At 31.7% G+C, this 22,309-nt stretch carries 17 protein-coding genes; 2 read left to right on the forward strand and 15 right to left on the reverse strand.

Features of this window, described 5'->3' with window-relative positions; genetic code table 11:
• Positions 1 to 34: 34 nt before the first annotated feature.
• The 6 genes from FHQ18_RS00180 to FHQ18_RS00205 form a co-directional block, all read right to left on the reverse strand.
• A complete protein-coding gene (locus FHQ18_RS00180; protein ID WP_149265150.1) occupies positions 35 to 634 on the reverse strand; it encodes a LysO family transporter in 600 nt (199 codons plus the stop codon).
• Positions 631 to 897: a LysO family transporter gene (locus tag FHQ18_RS00185; RefSeq protein ID WP_149265151.1), complete on the reverse strand. Its 267-nt coding sequence runs from the start codon at positions 895 to 897 to the stop codon at positions 631 to 633. Before FHQ18_RS00185 ends, FHQ18_RS00180 begins: the two co-directional genes overlap by 4 nt.
• 203 nt (positions 898 to 1,100) lie before the next feature.
• Complete coding sequence (locus FHQ18_RS00190; protein WP_149265152.1) at positions 1,101 to 2,114, reverse strand: IS110 family RNA-guided transposase; 1,014 nt, start codon at positions 2,112 to 2,114, stop codon at positions 1,101 to 1,103.
• Positions 2,115 to 2,471: 357 nt separating this feature from the next.
• Positions 2,472 to 3,710: a phenylacetate--CoA ligase family protein gene (locus FHQ18_RS00195; RefSeq protein WP_149265153.1), complete on the reverse strand. Its 1,239-nt coding sequence runs from the start codon at positions 3,708 to 3,710 to the stop codon at positions 2,472 to 2,474.
• Between the two features lie 2 nt (positions 3,711 to 3,712).
• A complete protein-coding gene (locus FHQ18_RS00200) occupies positions 3,713 to 4,213 on the reverse strand; it encodes a 2-oxoacid:ferredoxin oxidoreductase subunit gamma family protein (protein WP_149265154.1) in 501 nt (166 codons plus the stop codon).
• Positions 4,214 to 4,256: 43 nt separating this feature from the next.
• Complete coding sequence (locus FHQ18_RS00205) at positions 4,257 to 5,999, reverse strand: thiamine pyrophosphate-dependent enzyme (RefSeq protein WP_149265155.1); 1,743 nt, start codon at positions 5,997 to 5,999, stop codon at positions 4,257 to 4,259.
• 109 nt (positions 6,000 to 6,108) lie between these two features.
• Between FHQ18_RS00205 and FHQ18_RS00210 the strand changes: the two genes are divergently transcribed.
• Both FHQ18_RS00210 and FHQ18_RS00215 read left to right on the forward strand, forming a co-directional pair.
• Positions 6,109 to 7,140 (forward strand): ABC transporter substrate-binding protein, encoded by a 1,032-nt coding sequence (locus FHQ18_RS00210; RefSeq protein WP_149265156.1) that lies wholly within the window; start codon positions 6,109 to 6,111, stop codon positions 7,138 to 7,140.
• Positions 7,140 to 9,587 carry an ATP-binding protein gene (locus FHQ18_RS00215; protein WP_149265157.1) on the forward strand — a complete coding sequence of 816 codons (2,448 nt, stop codon included), beginning with the start codon at positions 7,140 to 7,142 and terminating at the stop codon, positions 9,585 to 9,587. The genes FHQ18_RS00210 and FHQ18_RS00215 overlap by 1 nt, the downstream gene beginning before the upstream one ends.
• A 166-nt stretch (positions 9,588 to 9,753) precedes the next feature.
• Here FHQ18_RS00215 and galE read toward each other — a convergent pair whose 3' ends face one another.
• The 9 genes from galE to FHQ18_RS00260 all read right to left on the reverse strand — a co-directional run bounded on the left by galE (position 9,754) and on the right by FHQ18_RS00260 (position 22,309).
• Positions 9,754 to 10,773 (reverse strand): UDP-glucose 4-epimerase GalE, encoded by a 1,020-nt coding sequence (gene galE / locus FHQ18_RS00220; RefSeq protein WP_149265158.1) that lies wholly within the window; start codon positions 10,771 to 10,773, stop codon positions 9,754 to 9,756.
• A gap of 853 nt (positions 10,774 to 11,626) precedes the next feature.
• A complete protein-coding gene (locus FHQ18_RS00225) occupies positions 11,627 to 12,208 on the reverse strand; it encodes a hypothetical protein (protein ID WP_149265159.1) in 582 nt (193 codons plus the stop codon).
• Positions 12,205 to 12,969, reverse strand: a complete 765-nt coding sequence (locus FHQ18_RS00230) for a PilW family protein (protein WP_149265160.1) — start codon at positions 12,967 to 12,969, stop codon at positions 12,205 to 12,207. Before FHQ18_RS00230 ends, FHQ18_RS00225 begins: the two co-directional genes overlap by 4 nt.
• A complete protein-coding gene (locus FHQ18_RS00235) occupies positions 12,962 to 13,342 on the reverse strand; it encodes a prepilin-type N-terminal cleavage/methylation domain-containing protein (RefSeq protein ID WP_188020295.1) in 381 nt (126 codons plus the stop codon). The genes FHQ18_RS00230 and FHQ18_RS00235 overlap by 8 nt, the downstream gene beginning before the upstream one ends.
• Positions 13,332 to 13,859: a pilus assembly FimT family protein gene (locus FHQ18_RS00240; protein WP_149265162.1), complete on the reverse strand. Its 528-nt coding sequence runs from the start codon at positions 13,857 to 13,859 to the stop codon at positions 13,332 to 13,334. The genes FHQ18_RS00235 and FHQ18_RS00240 overlap by 11 nt, the downstream gene beginning before the upstream one ends.
• Before the next feature lie 3 nt (positions 13,860 to 13,862).
• On the reverse strand, positions 13,863 to 17,801 hold the full coding sequence (locus FHQ18_RS00245) for a pilus assembly protein (RefSeq protein ID WP_149265163.1): 3,939 nt from the start codon (positions 17,799 to 17,801) through the stop codon (positions 13,863 to 13,865).
• On the reverse strand, positions 17,798 to 18,094 hold the full coding sequence (locus tag FHQ18_RS00250) for a hypothetical protein (RefSeq protein ID WP_149265164.1): 297 nt from the start codon (positions 18,092 to 18,094) through the stop codon (positions 17,798 to 17,800). Before FHQ18_RS00250 ends, FHQ18_RS00245 begins: the two co-directional genes overlap by 4 nt.
• Positions 18,095 to 18,212: 118 nt before the next feature.
• A complete protein-coding gene (locus FHQ18_RS00255; protein ID WP_188020296.1) occupies positions 18,213 to 18,830 on the reverse strand; it encodes a pilus assembly FimT family protein in 618 nt (205 codons plus the stop codon).
• Positions 18,830 to 22,309: a pilus assembly protein gene (locus FHQ18_RS00260; protein ID WP_149265166.1), complete on the reverse strand. Its 3,480-nt coding sequence runs from the start codon at positions 22,307 to 22,309 to the stop codon at positions 18,830 to 18,832. Before FHQ18_RS00260 ends, FHQ18_RS00255 begins: the two co-directional genes overlap by 1 nt.

Raw genomic sequence — 22,309 nt, forward strand, 5'->3', positions numbered from 1 at the left:
GCATTCATTTAGTCATAAAAACAATTTTTTGCAATTAAAATTTTAAAATAAACGGCACAAGCACAGGAACAAGAGCACTCAAGATAAAACCATTAATAAACGCAACAACTGCTGCACTCTCACCAGCATATTTTTCTATAATAGGGAGTGTAGTATCCATAGTTGTAGCACCCCCAGGTGCTATAGAAACATACGGGCCAGCGTATCTTGCAAGAAACGGTACCAATATTATACTAATCAACTCCCTTGCCACATTGGATAAAAAAGCGATAGAGCCAAGGTCAGCACTTTTCAGCTTTGCTATTATTACAGCTGATAGAGAATACCATCCAAACCCTGCAGAAATAGCAAGACTATCTCTTATTGTCAAATTCAAAAAAAACGATGCTACATATCCACCAAACAATGTCCCTATAATCGTTCCGATAGGAACCAAAAAAGCATATCTATCAGCTGTAAACAACTTTATCAATGATTCTTTATCCCTCCCTATACCATAACCTATTAAAAACAACAACAAGTATAGGGCATAATCAGTTATTCTATCAGAATGCATCACAAAAAAATCAGGTAATAATCCAAACTGAGCCGTCAAAATACCAGCAATCACAGAAAGTATCATTAAGAAAATCATTTTTTACGAAACACCTTCATCATTATACCTACCACAAGAATACTAAAAAAAACTGTTAACAAACTTATAATCAATGAAGAATAACCAAACATTACGATCTTCTGTTTTAAACCAGGATCTTTTCCTATACCTACTCCCATAAAAAAAAGCAATACTAAAACACTAAAAGAAAGTAGATATTTTTGGAATTTTACAACATCTTCTTTTTTCACTATATAACCGGTGATTATACCTATTATCAGAAAAACAAGATACTTAAGCATGCGAACTTATAATACACAATGAAATTTTTGACAAGCTTTAAACAGCTGGCGTCACCCAATTTTTTGCAAAACTTTTTTTAATGAGTTTGTGGGAAAACATTTTTCGGGTTCAAGTTCCCATAAAACCGCCATGGATGGCGGTTTTAGAGGAACTTGCCTCGGAACAAAACTGGACGTTTTGTGAGAATGTTCCGTGTTAATTGTCAACCATTTTCTGTAACCTCTGTTAAATTTTTTAAATATTCTGGATCATATGGCCTACCGTTTTTTAATACACCAAATATTTGCCTTATCAATTTATTCGCTACTGCTATTATCGCCAATTTCTTCGCTTTACCTGATGATAAAAGCCTTCTATACAAATTTGAACAAAATTTATTATACCGTATCGCTGACAATGAACATACAAACAATATCTTCCTTATATAAGCATTTCCTCTCCTTGATATATGTCCCCTTCCCCTTACAGATGTCCCAGATTCCCTAATAGAAGGACACAAACCTATATAACTAACAACCTCCTTCGCCCTCTTGAAATTACGAAAACACTCCAATTTGCCCAACACTATCGACGCTAACTTCATACCTACTCCAGGAATACTCATAACTAACTCATATTCCTCTCTATAACGACTTTTCAACAAAACCTCTAGTTCCTGCTCCAATTTCTTAATCTTGCTCTTATAGGCGGAAATTACATCTTTATAACACGATATAACCTCTTCTTGTTCATATGGCAATTGGCTAAATCCCTCTATCTGATTATTCAATCTATTTATCTGAGATTGAAAATCCTCTATTGCTTTTAAACGACTATCTATCTCATAATATAATTCATCCTTAGGTTTAAATCTCCATTTATAACCATATTCCAGCCCATATTCCGCTATCAATTTGGAATCCGATTTGTCTGTCTTTGCCTTCCTTAAATTCATATCTGAATATTTCTTTATTGACATCGGATTAGCTACACTTACTTCGTAACCTAACTCCCTACTCAAATGGGTGGCTAATTTTAAATGATATACTCCTGTACTTTCCATCATAAAAAGTACTTTCGACCAATCTACTCCTTTTACTTTCTTAAGAAAATCTTTAGTAAAAGATCTTACACTATTGCTCGTCTCGTAATACTTGTGCGTAGATCCATCATAAAAACTTATTGACAATGTCGACTTTGATACATCAATACCTACCACATTTTCAAATCTTCTCATTTTATAATGTCTCCTATATTTTTTCTTGAGCTTTGCTTCCCTTTATACTATCATCGCAACATAATACAGGCTCGTAGCCTAATGTTCCGTCCAGTATTTGGAAAGCTGAAGGTGGGGACAACATTCTCAACGGTTTCTTACAACCAATGAGAAAAATGTCCTTGTTCACCTTCAGTGCTCCATACATTACATAACCTTTTTTTAACTCTTTGTTAATTGTTTATTCCATATTTCTAATATACGATGAGAAAAATGTTTTCCCACAAACAATTCAACATAATTTATTGATATATAATTATAATTCAAAACAGTCTCCAAAAAATGGGGTGACTCCAGTTAAACAGATTAAAATTTGTGTCAGTTTGTTTTTTCTCTTTTATCAAGAACTCTTCTGGCTTTCCCCTGGCTTCTTTCAATGGTACCTTTTTCCACAAGCTTGAGATTAAGATGGAAACCTAAAAAATCATATAACTTTGTATAAACTTTGTCAAATACTTCATCATCTGCACCATTTTCCTTTTCCACAAGAAGTGTAACATCATCTTTCCCTTTTTTATCTTCTAAAATAATAAGATACTCCATTGAAAGCTCATTAAACTGCAAAAGGATAGATTCTATTTGGGAAGGATAAAAGTTTACCCCTTTAATCTTTAACATATCATCAGTACGACCTTTGATTCTATCCACCTTGATAGTATGAAGCCCACAATTACATTTTTCCCTGCTTACAACTTTTGTGATATCCCTTGTCCTGTACCTTATTAATGGTAAACCTTCTCTTGTAAGAGTGGTAATCACCATTTCACCCTCTTCCCCATCATTCACTGGTTCACCTGTTTCTGGATCTATTATCTCAATTATATAGTGATCATCCCACACATGTATACCATTGTGCTCTTTACAATCTATACCAAGTCCTACACCACCTGTTTCAGTCATACCTATAATATCAAAGGTTTCTATGCCCATAATATACTCAATTCTTCTACGCATTTCATCAGACCAAACCTCAGCACCAAAAATACCAACTCTTAAATAACTATCCTTTTTAAAATCAAAACCTTCTTCCTCTGCAATTTCAATAAGCCTGAGGGGGTATGACGCAATAGAACATAAAACAGTAGTCCCTAAATCTTTCATAAATTTAAGCTGTAAAAAAGACCTGCCAGGCCCCACAGGAATCACGAAAGCCTTAATTCTTTCAGCTCCATAATGAAAACCAAAACCGCCATTAAAAAGTCCAAACGAAGGGGTTATTTGAATAATATCTTCTTTTGTCACAGTGGCAGTTTTGTAACACCTTGCCATTATCTCAGCCCATTGATTGATATCATTTTCTGTCATAGGATTTATTATTGGAGTGCCAGTTGTCCCGCTGCTCATATGCATACGCATAAAATCTTTTTTATCAGCACAGGCAAAACCGAAAGGATACCCTTGCCGCAAATCATCCTTTGTCAAAAAAGGAAGCTTTAACATATCATCATAACTTTTGATTTCTCCATCAAAACGAAGTCTTTCATAGTAAAAAGAGTTATTTTTCTTAATGTGATGCAGAGTTTTATTTAATAATTCAAGCTGTCTATCACTAAGCATAATCATATCTCCTTTAAAACCTTTTCCAAAATATCATTAATAAGCATTTTATAATTTATAACAATTTTAACTATATTATCAAACTCAAACCTTTCACGAAAAACTTTAAAAAAAATAAAAAATAAAAACCAGTTAGTATATTTTGGATTACTAAAAAGTTTTAATGAAAGATTAGTAGCATCAACAGTAACAATATTTGCATTACTATATTCTATCTTCTCATTAGAATTAATAATCGCCACTCCATCTGATTTTAAAAATTGTAAATTCGAGAAAAACTCATCCTTATCTGTTGAAATAATAAAATCAGCCTCTTCACTCCCAAAGTTTGCAGAGTAAAAATCCCCCACTTTTAGAAATGTACTCACACTTCCACCGCGCATTGCCATACCATGGGTCTCAGCTGAAATAATCTTTTCTCCAAAATTTGATAAAACAGTTCCTATCTGCCTATTCAAAGTGATAACACCCTGCCCACCTTTACCGCAGATAACCCCTTTCAATTTTTACTCCTCATTAAAACACTCAACACCAAGTCCTTACATCCTACTCACTATTTCTAACAATTGCATTAAACGGACAAACTGATATGCAAACGCCACAATTCACACAAATTAGCCTATCTATTTCCGCTTTATTTTTTAATTTGTTTTCAAAAATTGCAGGACATTCGAATTTTTCATAGCATATTCGGCAATTTCTACAGTCATCAGTAATCACTACATCGTTTTTTTTACGGTACTTTATCTTTGTCACACATGGATGTCTGTAAACTACAACAGCAGGCTTCCTATTGCTCTCAACAAAACTGACAGCTTCCTCTAATACTTTTATCCCTTCTTCAAATTTGTATGGATCTACTACTTTGCAGAATTCAATCCCAATCCCTTCTACTACCTTTTCTATCTTTATTTTTCCTGATTCATGAGGAACCGGTTGAAATCCCGTCATGGCAGTAGTTTCATTATCTAGAATACACAGCACAAATTTGGCATCATTAATAACAGCATTTATCAAAGCTGGTATCCCTGTGTGAAAAAAAGTAGAATCGCCAATTGTGGCAATAATTGTCTTCTCAGGATTGCTTCTTGAAAGCCCTTCCGCAAAAGTAACAGAAGCCCCCATACATATACATGTATCAACAGCATCAAGATTAACACCGAGGGTATAGCAACCTATATCTCCAGGGAAAATCCCTTTATTTTTAGCAACTTTCTTAATTGCATAAAAGGCAGGTCTGTGACCACAACCCGGGCAAAGTCTTGGTTTTACCCCTTTTGCTTTAAAATCCTGATTTTTATTTATTTTAAATTCTTTACCAATAAAGTTAAAAAGTTTCTCTGTTAAATAATCATAGGTCAACTCACCCATTTTTGTAATAAAATCATTCAATCTTCCAAATATCTTATCCTTTCTAGCAAACTGAATTTCAATCAATGGTTGAGTTTCCTCAATTACAAGGATTTTTTCATATCTATTAATTAGCTCATCAAGAAGAGCTGCAGGCAATGGAAAGGACATATCAAATTTATATAAGTCAATATCTAATTTCTTCTCTTTTACAATATCCATTACAATAGCAAAAGAGTAACCTGAGCCAACAACAGCAAATTTATTTTTTCTATTAATTTTATAATTTTGATAATAAGTTGATGATATTATCTCAAGTTTTTCATTAAGTTTTGCATGCAACACCTTACGGTATTTTGGAGTTGCGGCCCATCTCGAAACATCTTTTTCAAAATTACCATAGTTGTATTCACTTTTCTCTACCTGAATATCGAATGATTGCCTTGAATGGCATACCCTCATCACAGGTCTTATCATTACAGGAATTTCAAATTTATGAGATAATTCTACCCCTTTCTTCGTCAGTTCATATGCATCAACAGGGTTTATAGGGTCAAAAACAGGTATTTTAGCAGAAAAGGCATACATCCTGCTATCTTGCTCTGTTTGAGAACTGTAAGGACCAGGATCATCAGCAGACACAATTATTAAAGCACCTTTCACTCCAGTATAAGCAACAGAAAAAAGGGGATCTGCAGCTACGTTTAATCCAACTTGCTTCATACTACACATAGCAAATTTCCCAGAGATAGCTTCAGCAGCTGCTAGCTCAAAAGCGATTTTCTCATTAATTGACCATTGAGAATAACACCCTTTTGCATAATGAGAATAGGCTTCTAAAATCTCACTAGATGGTGTGCCAGGATAAGCATAGGCGGAAGTAACTCCAGAGTGATAAGCGCCAATTGCAATTAATTCATTTCCCATCAAAAAATTCATAACAGAAAATATTTAATCCAATCACTTAAAAAAGTCAAATTATATTTAACCTTTTAAACCTAATAAAAATCGCTTGATTAATAAACATGTAATAGCTATTAATATTGGCATGAATCAAATACACAAGCTGTTATTATCCTTGATTTTACTTTTATCTCTATTTAATTTTTCTTTTGCACAAAACCTTATTTATATTATTGCCAGCTATAATAAAAATGACCTGTGTGGGAAACCACAATATGATGGTGTAATAAATAGTCTTGAGTTTTCAGGGGTATTAGAAAAATACAATATCAAATCATTTTATTTAGATTCTAAAAATAAAAAAACAGAAACAGTAAAAAAACTAACTGCACAAATTAACAGCAAGATAAAAAAAGAGCATCCAGCACTCATCATTACACTTGATGATTTAGCTTTTAATTTCTTTGCAAAAACATTGTTGTTTGACAATACACTGAAATTGGTTTTTTCCGGTATTAATAAAAGTCTAATGGACTACAACAAGGAATTAAACTTTTTTGACCCAACAACATTTTTACCAACCAAAAATATCACTGGTGTTCATGAGCGTCTTTTTATAGAAAACCAATTTGAATTTTTATATCTTATATATAACAAAGTGCCAAAAGTAGCAGTTTTATACTCCACAGATTTTATTGGAAATATCTTAGGAAAACAGGTACAAGAAGAGCTTGCAAACTCTGAGTTCATCAACCATACCGCGTTTTTACCAGTAGAAACGACTTTTGATCTAAAAAATGCTATTTACAAAATAAATAGTGGACATTTTGATGCTTATATACCTCTAACAATGTCTATTGTAGACCCAATTGAAAATGAGATTTTGAGCATAAACAGACTAATACCAATTTTAACTAATCAAATTAATATAATCGATATTGGAGTAAATAAAGAATTTACAAAAGCAGGTTTTTTTGGAGGAGTTACTGTTGATTTTTACAAAATGGGGAAAAAAGCTGGAGAAAAAGCCGTTAAGATATTGAATGGTGAAGATATTAGAAAAATTAAAATCGAAGAATCCTATGATTATGAAATTGTCATAAACAAAAAAAGAATGGAGCAATTAAAAATAAACTTTAATAATGAGCTAATAAATATTGTGGATAAGTTTTATTGATGTTTATCAATTCAATAGTTGCTGGCAATACAGTCTACCCTATTTTATTATTAATTAATATTAGCTTGCTTTTGTTTTTAGGTTTTATACAACTATTTTTCACAAGATACGATATTTTAATATTTGATAAAACTGTAAATCGCTACTACTTTCTACTTCTATGTATCGGATTTGCTTTATACAAATTTGCATTTTTCATCTCTCCGATTTTTGAACGTTACTATTTCATAGTTATTTTATCGATAGTTATACTTTCTATAGTATTATTTATTTATCAGAAAAATAGTGTGAATGAAAAACTATGTTTTCTTTACCTTCTTATGCTTGTTTTTCTGCCACCATTTTTATATTTCAAATCAAAAATTTATTTATCTATTTCTCTTATTGTTTTTGTAATTTTACAAATATATTTACCAAGAAATTACGCTCTTAAAAGAAAATTTAAATTTGTTTTACTGTTACCTGCTTATGTATTTTTGGATGCCTTATTTAATATAAATCCATCGATATATTATCTTGCCCCTCAATTCTTACTTATTTTTATATTTACATACTATTACATCAAATACCTCACAAAGATTAAAGATGTAAAAATTTACTATTTTTTGTATATTACCATTTATTTACTGTTCACAATTGGTTTTATTTCACTAATAAATCATGAACTAAATAATTTTAAAACAAAAGAAAAAGAAAAACTACGGTTAAAAATATTAAATACTTTTTCATTAATTGAGAAAGAAAAAGAAACCTTATTCTCAATATCTAAAATGCTTATTAGTAATAGTAATAGTAATAGTAATAACTTTAATTTGAAAGAATTGATAAAAACAAGGCATCTATTTAAACTCGATTTTATTGGTTCAATTTCTCTGAGAAATAAAAATTTTATTTATTCAGGGAATCCAAAAATTATTGATAATATTATGCAAGATAATATTATCAATTCATTAAAAGACAATATCCGAGATTATTTTTTGTTTAATTCTAATGGCGACATTTATATAGCTGCAATAAACAAACATATACTAAATAACAATGTTCAAAATATAGTGATTTTAATAAAAAAACTTAAAATAACTCAATTATATACATCAGAAATTGATCCTGAACTACTCATCTACTATAAAAATGCACTTTTAAATTCAACGTTCACAACAAAAGTTAAATTTATTTCCAAAAACCTATTAGAAATTAATGGTAAAATATATGAATTTATTAAACAAGAAAGTAATGATATCAAAATTGTAGGAATGATAAACTATAAACTTATTTTAAACTGTCTATATCAATTATATTCATACTATGCCATTTTTTCTCTAATATTAATTATAGCACTGATCTACTTAGGATATTCTGGATTACAAAAACTTTATTCTGAAATTGAGTCAAAAGAAAAAATATTACAAAACATTATTAATTCGGTAAATGATTTAATTTTTTATACGGACAAACAAGGCAATTTACTGCTTGCAAACAAGTTTTTTTATGAATTTTTTCAATTATCTCCAGACAAGCAAAATATAAACATATTTTCGTTGTTAGATTATAAAGAGTCTTCTGATTTATTAAAAAATGATTTTAACGGTAAAATAAATATAAAAGAAATAAAGTTAAAAGATAACGAAGGCAACAATAGATATTTTAGCTTTTACAAAATTCCAGTTACAAACATTTTTGGAGAAATTTACGCACTTATTTTTTATGGAAAGGATTTCACCCTTTTAAAAAATTATGAATTTGAAATAATAAGGAAAGAAAAGTTTGAATTGATTTCTACATTAGTTTCAGGATTAGTTCATGATCTTAATAACATGATAAACGCATTATTAATGCATATCTACGTTTTAAAAACAAAGGAATCAAATGAGGAAAAAATAAATTATCTTAAGAGTATGGAAGAAATCTGTCAGAATATTAACAAGCTGAATAAACAGATGCTGTCCATTTCAAAAGATGAAATATTGCAAAAAAAAGAAATTGATTTAAATAGCTTTATCCAAAATAAGACAAAACTGATTCTAGTTGGTAAACATGTAAAAGTACATTTTTTACTGCCCGAAGAAAAAATTAAAATTATGGCAGATGAAATTCAATTGACCCAGGTTTTAAGCAATCTTTTAATAAACGCTATTGAAGCAATGAATGATAATGGTAACATTTATATTAACGTTAAAAAATTTTCATTTACTAACAAACAAATCTTGCACCAGTGTGTTTTAGAAAAAGGAGATTATGTTGAAATCTCAATAACTGATGAAGGAAAAGGAATTGATGAAAAAATAATAAATAAAATTTTTGACCCTTTTTTTACTACTAAGAAAAAAGGAAATGGGCTTGGGCTTGCTATGACCTACAGGATAATCAAAAATCACAATGGTTGTATAGCTGTGAAATCAGAAATCAACAAAGGCACCACTTTCTATATTTATCTACCGCTTAAATAAGCGTAATTATAAAAAAATTAGCTGTAATATAAATAAGTTCCAATACTTAAAATAAAAAATAATAAACTTGTTAATTTTACAATTTTAAGGGTTACATATAAATTAAAATATTGCAATCATACCTTTAATCATAAATTTTAAATACTCACTAATTAAAACTCATATGTTAAGTCAATTTTTTTTCCCACTCCAATGCAGTTTTACAAATAAATTCTAAATCATCGTATACTGGCTTAAAATTAAGAATTGTTTTAATTTTCTTATTATCAGCCACAAGTTCTGCTGGATCCCCTGCTCTTCTTCCTACAATTTCCACATCAAAGTCTACGCCACTCACCTTCTTCATTGTATCAATAACCTCTTTTACAGTGAATCCATAACCATATCCACAGTTAAAAACATCACTGCTGTGACCATTTTTTAAATATTCATATGCCAAAAGATGTGATTTTGCAAGATCATCTACATGTATATAGTCTCTGATACAAGTTCCATCCCTTGTTTCATAATCATCACCAAAAATATACATTTTTTTTCTTTTACCCAAAGCAGTTTCTGCGGCTACTTTGATTAGATGAGTTGCATTTTTCGTAGATTGTCCAATTCTTCCCAATGGATCAGCACCAGCCACATTAAAATATCTCAAAATAACATAATTAAAATTAGAATGTGCTTTAGCTGCATCTTTTAAAACTATTTCACTCATTCTTTTGCTCATTCCATAAGGATTAATAGGATTTGTAGGACAATCTTCATCAATTGGGATAGATTTTTTGTCTGGCTCACCATAAACTGCTGCGGTGGAACTGAATATAAATTTATTTACCTTGTTTTCCACGCAACATTTTATAAGGTGAGCTGTATTTGCTGTATTGTTAAGATAATACTTTAATGGATTTTCCACTGATTCAGGCACAATTAGTGCTGCCGCAAAATGTATTACTGCATCAAAATTATTCTCTTTAATAAAATTATCAACTTTATCCCAATGAGAGAGATCAAGCTTTGTAAATTTAATCTGCTTATTTTTTCCTGCTGCAATCTCTTCTAACCTCTTTATTGTTTCAATAAAACCGGTAGATAAATTGTCAATAATATGTACCCTGTGATCCGTTTCTTCAATCAACTGTTTTACCACATGAGAACCAATATATCCCGCTCCCCCAGTAACCAAAATTTCAGCCATACTTCCCCCCAGAAATAATTAGTTTCTATTAAAAACTCTCTTTAAGATATTTAAGTCACACCATATCTCAATTTTTGCTTTATTTTGATATTTTCCTGTGAAATATAATAATATAAAGTTGCAGAACTTGCAAGAAATATCAAATAATTATATTTATTAAAGCGTAACATTTATTGACCTATATTTTCTGTGAGATATAATTTTGCTCTAACTATTGATTAAAATATTGACAGTTTCATAACTATCACCTTTTATACCTCTCGCCTAATTCTCAAAACATCACATAATAGCCCGGCCTGCTAGCGAGATGATATTCCTGATGTAATTAGAGATTTTATAATCTCATCTAAACCTAGTGTACTTCTATTACGATATAACATAAGCTTACCTGACAAATTACTGTTCCTAGTTTTTAAAACCCAAGCATCTTTTTAAATATCCAAGCTCTGTTTTCAACTCTCTCTTGTAATAACCGTTACCCTTGGTTATTGAATTTTTCTTTAGTAATTTCTTTCTTACAATATCATTTCTAAAATTAACTTAATTAATGATTTTAGCATTTTTTAAATATTAATATTTGTAGAGTATTTTTCTTTTTTAGAACCTAATGTATCGCCCAACGGCGGACGGGTATTTTTGACATCATTAATAAACACATTTAATGTTACCCTTATATTTATTTTTTACAAAAAGCTGGTTTAAATATTTTTGTCGCACCTATAGATTTTAAAACTAACAGAAACAATTATATCTTTGATAGTCTTATGCCAAAATAAGCTATTTATATGATACATGTATACATGTAAAACACTGCACGAATGGATAGGTAATATGTATAATGATTTTTTTAATCTTAAAGGCTCAATCTAAACAATCCCTCAACCCTTAACGTCGAACCAGTAACTTTATCTTCACCTATCGATATAATCTTTACTAAATATTTGTATTTAGCCACATTTGAACCAGCACTTGGAGGAAAAGAAGCAACACCACCAGCACCGGCAATTGAACCTTGGTATTCTTTTATCAGATAAATTTTTATTTCATATTTTCCCTGTATAAATTCAATCCAGTAATTGTCTTTTGACATCAACAAGCTTTTACAAGTATCGTTATTAGGATCAGATAGTATTAGGTATTTTTTTATATCAAAAGTATTTCCCAAACCACACACTTCATCAGGATCTGATACCGATCTTATGCTAATATCATTAAATGAGACAAATACCTTATCATAACTTTCAAAGTTTTTTAAAAGATGAACAGCAATATCAACCCCAGAATTCGTAGCTTCTTTCAAGTTGGCGAATCTTTTAAATTCACCCGAAAACTTAGTACTGCTTGTTAAAACAAAATATAAAGATCCTACTAATAAAAGCAAAGCAACAGCAAATATCAATATAGTATTTAATATAAAGCCCCTGTTATTCATCATAAATTCTCCAGATAAATGATATCTTCAATTATTATCCACCTATAATATGCTAAATTTCCTGATATTGCATAAGATGAGTTATCGATTGTGTAAGAAATTGTTTTACTTAAAGGAGTTTTTCTCCTATTACCATTTTGCACAATAAATCCCATTTTCAAAACTTTACTATTACTGTCATACACAAATTTCACATCGGCAACGCATTTTAATATCACATTATCATCCAATAACAAATTGTATGTATCTGCAGCACAATCGTTATAAGGCTGGTCTACACTTAATTTTATCGTTCTGATATAATAATATGGATCATCACAAACACCATCATTATTGGCATCTCTGCACCTAATTAAAATATCACCTTTATTACAAAAAGTATCTGTAGCACTTAATTTTCCTTTCAATACCTTATTCTCACTCAATTCAACACAAGGAACATTCAATGTTTTTGTTCCAGAACATACTTCCCACGCTCCAGAATCTGTTTCATCACCAAATAGGGTATAAAATGTCAAGGTATCACCAATCACATTTACAGCATTGTCAACATTGTTTCTATCAATACCAAAACCCGCAGACCTTATAAGCTTATCAAGCTTCAAAACAGTCAATCTTATATCATCAGCAGTTTTGCTTACAGCAATCTGAACAGTCCCGCTTCTATAAAAAGTATTGTATGTAACATAGATAAAAGAAGAAATTATGACGAATAACCCCATTCCAACAATAAGTTCTATCAGCGTCATTCCCTTTTTATTCATTTTTAGCCCTCACATATATCGTACCAGATATACTGTTTTCTTCATTGTAATATGGTTTTGTCCATTTAACTGTTACTACCACCTTTTTAAGTTTCCCTATTGAACTGCTATCATCAATAACATTGATCGTATAATTGTAATCAGTGTTATCTATAGTAATCGTTCCATTATCGTTAGCTAGACTGTTAAAATCCATACTTTCTATTTCAATCAATTTCTTATTTAAAGCCAAATATGCTTTATCTCTGACTTCATTAATTTTGTTTATCTTAACAGCATTGATAAAAGCAGGCACAAGCCCGAGTATAGCTATCAAAAATATCAAAATAGCAATCATGAGTTCTATCAAGGTAAAAGCTTTTTTATTCAGCATGAACATTTCCCGTTTGATCTATTGTTATTTTTTTACTCAAAGAATATCCACTTACTGTAACGACAAAGGGCTGTGTCAAATTTATCCCGCCGGTAACATCAAAATTATAATTTGGCATCCCTTTTTTGTTAAATAGCACAAGCCCACTGATTAAACTAATATTGTCGTTTGTTGAAATCAAAAATTTTGAAGTATAATTTTCAATTTTAACAACATCTGTATCATCTGCAGGTGGCCAAGTTGTAGAACTATATCTGACAAGAGAATACCCGCTACTACTAAACCAAATACCATATAGGTCGTATGAACAGTTATCAACGGGATCACATTCGACCCCTTTTAGTATTGATAATTTTTGCGCATCATTTATTAAAGAAATAATTTTATCCACCGTTTCATTCAATTTAATCCTGTTTATAAATTTAGAACCAGCTATAAATGCAATACTTATCAGTATAACAAAGATAGTTATTACTACCATTAATTCTATTAATGTAAAACCCTTATTTATCCTCATAATCTATCTCATAATCCTAAATAAAAGCTTACTTGATACATCTTCACCTTTTTGTTTCTGTTTTATGATGGTGCCAACAGATGTCTGTATTAACTTAACATATTCCCCCTTTTCTTCCATTGGCGTAGCTGTAATACCTTCTCCTATAGGTGGTGCACCCACTCCCAAATCAAGACTTTTTATAAATGTAATTTTCTGTTCAATATTACCCTGAGTATCTGTTGTTATGCTAATATTTTGGTTTTCTTGCAAAAACATAGGTTGTGGTCCTGGCGTACCACTCTTGTAATACATAGCATGCAGATTTGTTGTACCACCATAACTACACAAATCATTGTTTGGAGTAAACGTAAGTACATCAACAATTGAACCAGCAATAAATGGTTGGGTAAATCCTCTTTCCCTATCTCCAAGTCTGTAATACCATCCAGAGTAGCCCAAGCCATCACTACTCACAGGAGTAGTCAAAGCATTAGCAAATGCCTCAACTGATGGTGTCACACCATTTAATGTCTCAGTAATAAGCAAATCCCCAGTAGTTTCAGTCACTATGGGATAACCTTTATCACAGGTGTATGTTAAACTTGTTAAATCTAATCTTGCATCACCACACTTTACACCCAAACAAAAACACTCTACTTTTGAAATATTCGCTTCAACAACAGCATCGGTTGAATCATAAAGGTCATTAAAGCTCAATTTAAAATTAGAAGAAGTCTTCCAAACACCGTCGGAATCTTTAATTCCAACAATATATTGAGATAAATTGTCAACTTTATCATCGGTATTTAAAAATCTACCTGTAACAAAATAAAGCCACAATTTACCATCATCATCAATAGTATTAGCTACTTTACTGAATATTGGCCGTTGTACATCAAATACTGCTTGTAAATCAGCAACTTTCAAACTTGCTATATCTTTATATCCAGTCGAATCACGAAGATTAAGAAAATACAATTTTCCAATCTGACTTGATGCACCACCATAAGAGCCAAACACAACCATATCAACCTGATAATCATGATCCACATCAAGGGTTTCAACATCACCAATTGCAACTTTTGTATCAACTGAAATCTGTTTAACTAACACACCAGTTTTAAGATCCAAAATGAAAATATTTGCAGAAGAAACAAAATTTGAGCCTTCAGGATTTAAAGGACCACTCCCAAAAATCAAGTACCACTCCCCTTTAGATGCAGGTTCTCCTTTTCTTATCACACCAGGAAAAGATAAAGTCAAAGAATAGTCAGGCAATTTATATTCCCACAAAACCTTAGGATTTAATGGATCTGTAACATCAATGGCAAAGACAGATGACGAATAATCATAATTTCCATCATTATCAATGTCTATCGGCTTACCCCCAAATCCCATCATACCAATAAGAAGAGTTCTCCAAGAATCTGATTTATTAACATCATCACCTATAGATGCATCAACAAGCATAAAACGATAATCTACCTTTGGAACATGACAATCTTTACCCTCCTCATAATACCATTTAAGATATGGCAATACATTTGTTGGTATAAATGCCCACAGTTCTTTACCTAAGGTTATTGTATTGTTTTCAACAACATTATTAACCTCTGCCTCATAATTAAGATCATTACTACTTTGAATCTTACCACTAAAAAAAGCATGGACCATACCATCGTTTGCACCAACAAAAACTACATTAGCCCGATTTCTTACAGTTTCAGAATTTATAAAACTATAATATGTCTGGTCTCTATAAATAATATCATACTGATTCACCCTGCTATCTTTCAAAACACGTGGTGTTGAGCTAATAATATCACCCAATTTATAGACGTTTCCGTATATTTCGCTTGATGTAGAATTGATAAAATGCCTACTTCTATATGTCGTATCAGCTGGAAAATCATATCCCCTTATAAACTTCATAAGCTTTACTGTATCAGTGGTAGTCATATTCCATATAGATGCTAAATAGTCTACAACATTAGTGTCAGTTGGATTAAATAAAGTTTTTGTATTGTTATACATCAAGAATATGTCACGATTGTCTGTACTGAGGTTTTTTAAATATTCAGATGCACTCCAAATAGGATTCAAATCTATTAACTCATATGGTTTATCAGTATCTGTAATTTCACATTTATCAGGAATTAAATCAGCATCAGCATCGTCAATTTTAAAACCCATCGTTTTAGCGTAAATATCCAAAAACTTAAAAATCAATATCTTATCATCTGTCAGTGATAGCTTATCATCAGTATTTGTATCTTCTCTAATATTTTCTTTGTCATCTAGGAAATACGTCCTTACATCACCTATCCAGCTTATTTCATTTCCAGAGTTGTTGTCATACAATGCTGGATAATAATAAGCCTGAAATAACATTGAAGATTCTCTGTTCTCAGTAGAAACGGTTGCAATAGATGTTCCAGATGATGCTCTTCTTAAGATATCACTAAAAATTGCTTCAAGTTTTTCCTTTAGCTCTCTGGCGTCTTTAGCACTGTAAAATGTATCAGGCAAACCGTTTCCATCTTGATCCCAATCAGGTTGAGAAGCTGGTAAAGGTTCACATCCACTTCCTCTACCATCACCAGCATCATCCATATTACATGAATCATCAGGATATCTTGAATCTGCACCGAAAACATTCAAATCATCAAGCGTTGTTCCTCCTGGCCAATCCATACCAGATACATTTTTATCAAAAGTACCATACATCGCCACATTTTTCAAAGACTGCTCACCAGTTCCCCCCAAAAACATGCCAAGTGTATATACAGCATCTATCTTAACAAACACATTGTCTTTGCTTCTAACAGCTCCAATATGCATTTCCCTTGCAGGAACAACAGGATCAGGCGAATTACCATTTGAGTCAAGTTCAGCAATATCATTAGAAGGGGTATTCCACTGACCATCAGAAGCAAGTATCACGTAATTACTTGAACAAGGAGCAAAATTACATTGCAATCCCGTTCCTTCTCCATTAGTACAAATCCATAATGGATCTTTAAAATGATTAGATTCAATTGAGCCATCGTCTGGATCTAAACCACCATACTGCGGATCATTTTGTAAATAATAATTCCAAACATCCCACATTGCTGGACCAGATGGTGTTGCCCCACCTACATCCACCGTATTAATTGATGTAATTAAATTTTTGTAAGGATATATGTCATCAGTACTGTTAGCCGTTAAAAAATCACCGACATATACGCTTCTTCCATTACTAGTAATACCATCTCCGGCAAAAAACATTATACCAATACGAGGTCTTAAATCTTTTTCCTTCAATTTGTATAAAACAGCATCCATTATTCCATGATGATTAACATTATCATAAACTAATGACTCTATTTTTACATTCCAATGTGTTTTAATTATACAACTATCTCCACTACATGCAATTTCAGGATCACATTTTTGAGTATTACCAGTAGCACCATTTGGACAAGAATCTGGCACACCACCAGTCATAGCCCAACGAAAAACATCTATTCTAGCTAATATCCAATAATTTAAGCAGTTTCCAGAATATACTTTTGATGTATCTAAACAATCTTCATTTGTATCTGGCCACCACCAGCTATTCCAGCAAGCTTTTATTATTCTATTTCCAGAGCTATCTAAATAAAACGCGTCGGGAGATGGACAACTTGAAGCCGATAGAGTAGTTTCTGACCATACTCCATTTATTTTTTTATAATTTTTTTCAGGATCAAAAAAACCTTCATAAACAACAGAACTATCATAGTTTGGATCTAAATAAGCATCCCAGCTCATACTTCCACTAACATCAAGAGCTATCATAACAGTTGGTGGTACAACTGCACTGAAAGTAGGTGGAATATATGTATAATCCTGACAACTATTTTGTGAATAAACATTTAGAGAAAATAAAAACAAAATGGAAATTTGGAATAACAAAATTTTATATATACTTTTCATTTTATTCCCCTCTCAAAGTTCGAAGTCATCTCTCTAAATTCCTTTTTACATATATTTTCCTCAACAAGAAAAGCTACACTATCACCAACCTTCAACTCTCTTAGAATACTTTTTTCGGCAAAATACACTTTCTTTCGTCCAACACAATTGCCAGCATTAACATTCACGATGGCATAGTCACGCTTTAACTCAACAATTCTACCCTTGAGTAAAAAATTATCTAAGGAAAACCCCTTTAAACCAACAAATGAAAAAAATAAAATGAAAATAAATAGCATGAATAATCTCATCATTCACAACCTCACGTATATACATACTTATAATTAAGTATATCACATAATTTTGACAATTAAAAATATTTATTTTCCAATTAAATTAGGAAATAAATCGAAAGAAGCTAACTTGTTTTAATCAATAATAAAACTGCCATTGTTTCAATTTATCATCCCAACGACAGATCCTAAAATTCCCAGCCTTGCTCACTGATATTGCATAGCTTTCAAAACCATCTGACAAATAAATCGAACCATTATTGATAGCAAACCCATAATCATCCATTTCCAAACAAGATTTTCCATTACAAGGGATATGATCTATAATATTAAAAGAAACATCTTTTGAAGGAGAAGTTCCATTATTGTAACAGGCAGATTTGTTGACACCAGACAACTTTGAAAAAGTTACTTTGTTCTTCAGTTTATTGGATAGCAAAAGTTCAATTTCATTGCTATCAAAATCTTTATCATTGTCAAAATCTTCCCATTTATAGGCAAAATATGAATTTTGATCTTCATCAAAAACAACATACACCATCTTTTCTATCAATTTACCATTTACAACACTATGAGCACCCAAATTTACCGCAAGAGTTTGAATATATTTTAAATCATCATAGAGTTTATAAACCTCTTGTTTTATTGAATATTTACGATTAATAGTTTTGTATGAATATATAGCTATTCCAAATAAAATAGAGATAATCGACAACAAAACAACCATTTCTATTAAGGTAAACCCTTTTTTATTCACTATCTAATTCTCCATGAATACACTTTCACAAGAAGCTTACCAGATCCAGTATTATTAGCATTTTGATTAGCACTGCCCATTTTATATACATTACCAGTAAATGAAACAGCCACAGCTATTCCAGAATCAACATCGATGTTACCAAGTTCAGCACCTTCAGTATCAATGGACTTTAAAAGATTACCCTTTTTATCTAAAATAACTATTCTTCCAACGGTTGTTTCCAATTCATCAGGTTTTTTCTGTTTAGAATAACCAATACCAGTACCAAAATAGATATTTCCGTATTTGTCAACAGTAGGTGACACCCATATTTTTTCTCCTACACCAAGCTCATATTCCCATAACAATTTTGCTGAAGTTCTACTTATTTCTACAGCATATAGATGATAGTTTAATGTATTTGAAGCAAACTCAGCTCCACCTGTGCCAAATATTACAGTGTTATTATAAATCGCTACACCTGAACCTATTGGTTCATTTGCCCCATTTGGCACGACATAAGCTGGCACATCCTCATCATTATCAACAATTATCGATCTTCCAGTTTGTGCGTCCAATACCCATAGTCTACCAGCCATATCACCAAAAACAACATAATCAATATTTCCATTGTTATCTAAATCCATCAATGATGGGATAGCTGGCGTTTCATTTACATTAACTGCATCACCTGTATATAAACTTTCAAATTTCCATTTAATATCCCCTGTTAATAAATCTAAAGCAAAAGCATTGATGCCATAACTACCGTTCACATTACCTGTCCCATTATCCAGAATCTTATCCTTGAAATTTGAGGTTAAAAATACATAGTTCACAATCTTATTACCAATATTCAAAGAACCAATGGCAACCCCCTTTGAATTGCCCATGTTTTCTGCCGGATACATTTTTTCCCATAAAACCTTAGGATTGTAAGGATCTGTTATGTCAAGAGCAAAAATTATTCCTTGATTTAACGATTTAACCATTGCTGTTCCAACCAAGATCGTTCGCCATTCTTTTACACCATCGCCATCAATGTCCACAAAAAAATCTCCAACCGCAGGTGCTCCATCAACGCTAACAACAGCATCCCTGTTGTTGTCATTGAATGGTTGATCCTTCAGATACGGAAGTAATGATGAAGGTATAAATGCCCATATTTCTTTACCATTACCTGCGGTATATTTATTATTTGCAGCATCCCAGGATCCTCCGTAAAAAGCATGCAACATACCATCATCAGCACCAGCATAAATAATTTTATCCCGATGTTCCTCACCTGGGATTAGTGGTGTGCCACCAACAACTGCAGGGGTTGAGTTGTGAATCCCCCACAACTTGTAAGTTATCTCTCCAGTACCATTAATATTCGTTAAAGAAGCACCAAATCTGCCTCTCACGGTGTTTATAAGGACTTTTGCCTCATTTTCTGTTGTAACATTAAGCTTGTTTAACAACGCCAAGGTATTGTTCAAATCAAAACTGATTTTATTGCTACCATCGTTTGTAAAAATGTATCGATAGCCGTTATCTTTTGATGGAGCATAAAGATTACCTGTTGTTCCAGCTAATGGTATACTGTTTGCAGCGTCCCAAAGCAAATACGTTTCATTATCTGTCAAATCAAAAGCCTTAAGATGCCCCCTGTGTGCAGGAAATTCAAAAGAACCTATATACATTATCCCACTATCTATTATGGGAGATGAAGTAACATACTCTTTAGAAATTACTGTAAACTGCAACCCCAGAACAGTGTTCAAAACATATCTTATTCCACAGGTATTTGATTTACTTTTATTTTTCTGAGACCAATTCACATTGCATGTGCTAATTTCTCCCGAAGTGGCAGAACTATCCAAAGTGATATTTGTAGAACAACTGTAAGTATAATTAGGAATGTTTGAAGTCAAATCTTTGCACAAATCTTTATTCCCAGAAATTTGATTTACATCTTTGATGTCTAATTTTAATCCACTGGTATTGATATGAACTACTAAAGAATCGATATTTACTTTGCTTACACTATCATTTTTAATATAAATTGTTTTAAGTTCATTGTTTTTCTTTAAAGTTGCATCATCCAAAATTATCTTTAACTCACCATTATCAGCATTACCATAACCACCATTAACCACATACCAAGCAGTTACGGATTGAGAAGTATTATAATTAACAGTGAAAGTTATATTATCATTATTATTTAAAGCATTATCAAATTTTAAATCAACTTCTAAAATTTGAGAACCATTATTTGCCCCTTGACATTCAATATATTTATGTCCAGCCAGATATGCAACATATCCTTGAGTAGGACTTCCATTAATTCTACCACCAACAAAATAATCAAAACCAGGGTTATAACCATTGTAAGCACCATCAATATCATGAATGAATCTAACTACAGAGTTGTTATAACTATAATTTTTGGACTGATCTGGTCTGAAATTGTGAACATGTCCACCCAAAGCTTCAAAATCCCAACCTGCACATTGATTCAAATAGAAAGCAGGATCTTCAAAAGCCATATAATTTATATCCATGCTACCCATATTAGTTTCTATCCGGCTTATGGTGTAATTATCCGAAGTCAACCATCCACCATATTGCTGAGTTTCATTATTAACTCCACCACTTGGTGATCCTTCTATACTTTCTATTGAAGCACACTCCAAAAATGCAGATTTACCACTTTTAACAAATGATCTTAATTTTGATAAAACATTAGCTCTGCGTGTAGCATCAGGAATTTCTTTTTCTATTATCCAGTGAGGTGCCCAAAACAACTGATAATCATCAAGCTTGCCATTAATAATATCATCTATCGTCAAAACGTCATAAACAAGATTTGTTTTATAACCCAATCCCGAAGCCATTAGATAATCTATTAAAACATTGGTTGCCCCCTGGCCAAGTACCGCAATTCTTGGAGGTAAATTTGCAAGCACTTTTTCAACTGGAGCTGTAAAATTTACCAGTGCTTCATGTTTTTTTACATTTGTATATTTGTTTATTATATCTATAACTGTCGGTGTAATATCTTTATAATCGATAACAAAAGGACCTCCTCTATAATCGATTACATGAGCATTCAACGTAACATTATCTATTACCCTGGCAGGTGGATCTATCAAACTGTCATCGTTTATCTTTTTAACAGGAGCTGTGCTAACACCATCTATTGTAAAATCAATTTCATTCCGAAGTTTTTTAGTAGGATTTATAACCCAGTAAATAGGCACTCCACTTTGTAATAGTTCATAAACCAAACCATAAGCTTGAAAAAGGCCAGCATCGTTTTTATCTGCATCGCAAACTCCAGCAGGCGCATAAGTTGAATCTATATTCGGGTCATTATTAGGTTGCCAGCAAGGATCCATAGGAATAATTATAGAACCTTTTGAAAAAGTTTTCTGCCCAGCCAAAGTATTAAAAGAAAAAACAACAAATATAAAAAATAAAACGACAAAATTTAATATCTTAACTCTTCTCAT

The sequence above is a fragment of the Deferribacter autotrophicus genome (genome assembly GCF_008362905.1).
GTDB lineage: Bacteria > Chrysiogenota > Deferribacteres > Deferribacterales > Deferribacteraceae > Deferribacter > Deferribacter autotrophicus.

Bases quoted from the DNA above. Each gene is read 5' to 3' on its own strand.
- FHQ18_RS00235 (WP_188020295.1), bottom strand. From the start codon at position 13,342: ATGCTGAATAAAAAAGCTTTTACCTTGATAGAACTCATGATTGCTATT.
- FHQ18_RS00230 (WP_149265160.1), bottom strand. From the start codon at position 12,969: ATGAATAAAAAGGGAATGACGCTGATAGAACTTATTGTTGGAATGGGG.
- FHQ18_RS00180 (WP_149265150.1), bottom strand. From the start codon at position 634: ATGATTTTCTTAATGATACTTTCTGTGATTGCTGGTATTTTGACGGCT.
- FHQ18_RS00185 (WP_149265151.1), bottom strand. From the start codon at position 897: ATGCTTAAGTATCTTGTTTTTCTGATAATAGGTATAATCACCGGTTAT.
- FHQ18_RS00215 (WP_149265157.1), top strand. From the start codon at position 7,140: ATGTTTATCAATTCAATAGTTGCTGGCAATACAGTCTACCCTATTTTA.
- FHQ18_RS00225 (WP_149265159.1), bottom strand. From the start codon at position 12,208: ATGATGAATAACAGGGGCTTTATATTAAATACTATATTGATATTTGCT.
- FHQ18_RS00210 (WP_149265156.1), top strand. From the start codon at position 6,109: ATGAATCAAATACACAAGCTGTTATTATCCTTGATTTTACTTTTATCT.
- FHQ18_RS00245 (WP_149265163.1), bottom strand. From the start codon at position 17,801: ATGAAAAGTATATATAAAATTTTGTTATTCCAAATTTCCATTTTGTTT.
- FHQ18_RS00190 (WP_149265152.1), bottom strand. From the start codon at position 2,114: ATGAGAAGATTTGAAAATGTGGTAGGTATTGATGTATCAAAGTCGACA.
- FHQ18_RS00260 (WP_149265166.1), bottom strand. From the start codon at position 22,309: ATGAGAAGAGTTAAGATATTAAATTTTGTCGTTTTATTTTTTATATTT.
- FHQ18_RS00250 (WP_149265164.1), bottom strand. From the start codon at position 18,094: ATGATGAGATTATTCATGCTATTTATTTTCATTTTATTTTTTTCATTT.
- galE (WP_149265158.1), bottom strand. From the start codon at position 10,773: ATGGCTGAAATTTTGGTTACTGGGGGAGCGGGATATATTGGTTCTCAT.
- FHQ18_RS00205 (WP_149265155.1), bottom strand. From the start codon at position 5,999: ATGAATTTTTTGATGGGAAATGAATTAATTGCAATTGGCGCTTATCAC.
- FHQ18_RS00195 (WP_149265153.1), bottom strand. From the start codon at position 3,710: ATGCTTAGTGATAGACAGCTTGAATTATTAAATAAAACTCTGCATCAC.
- FHQ18_RS00240 (WP_149265162.1), bottom strand. From the start codon at position 13,859: ATGAGGATAAATAAGGGTTTTACATTAATAGAATTAATGGTAGTAATA.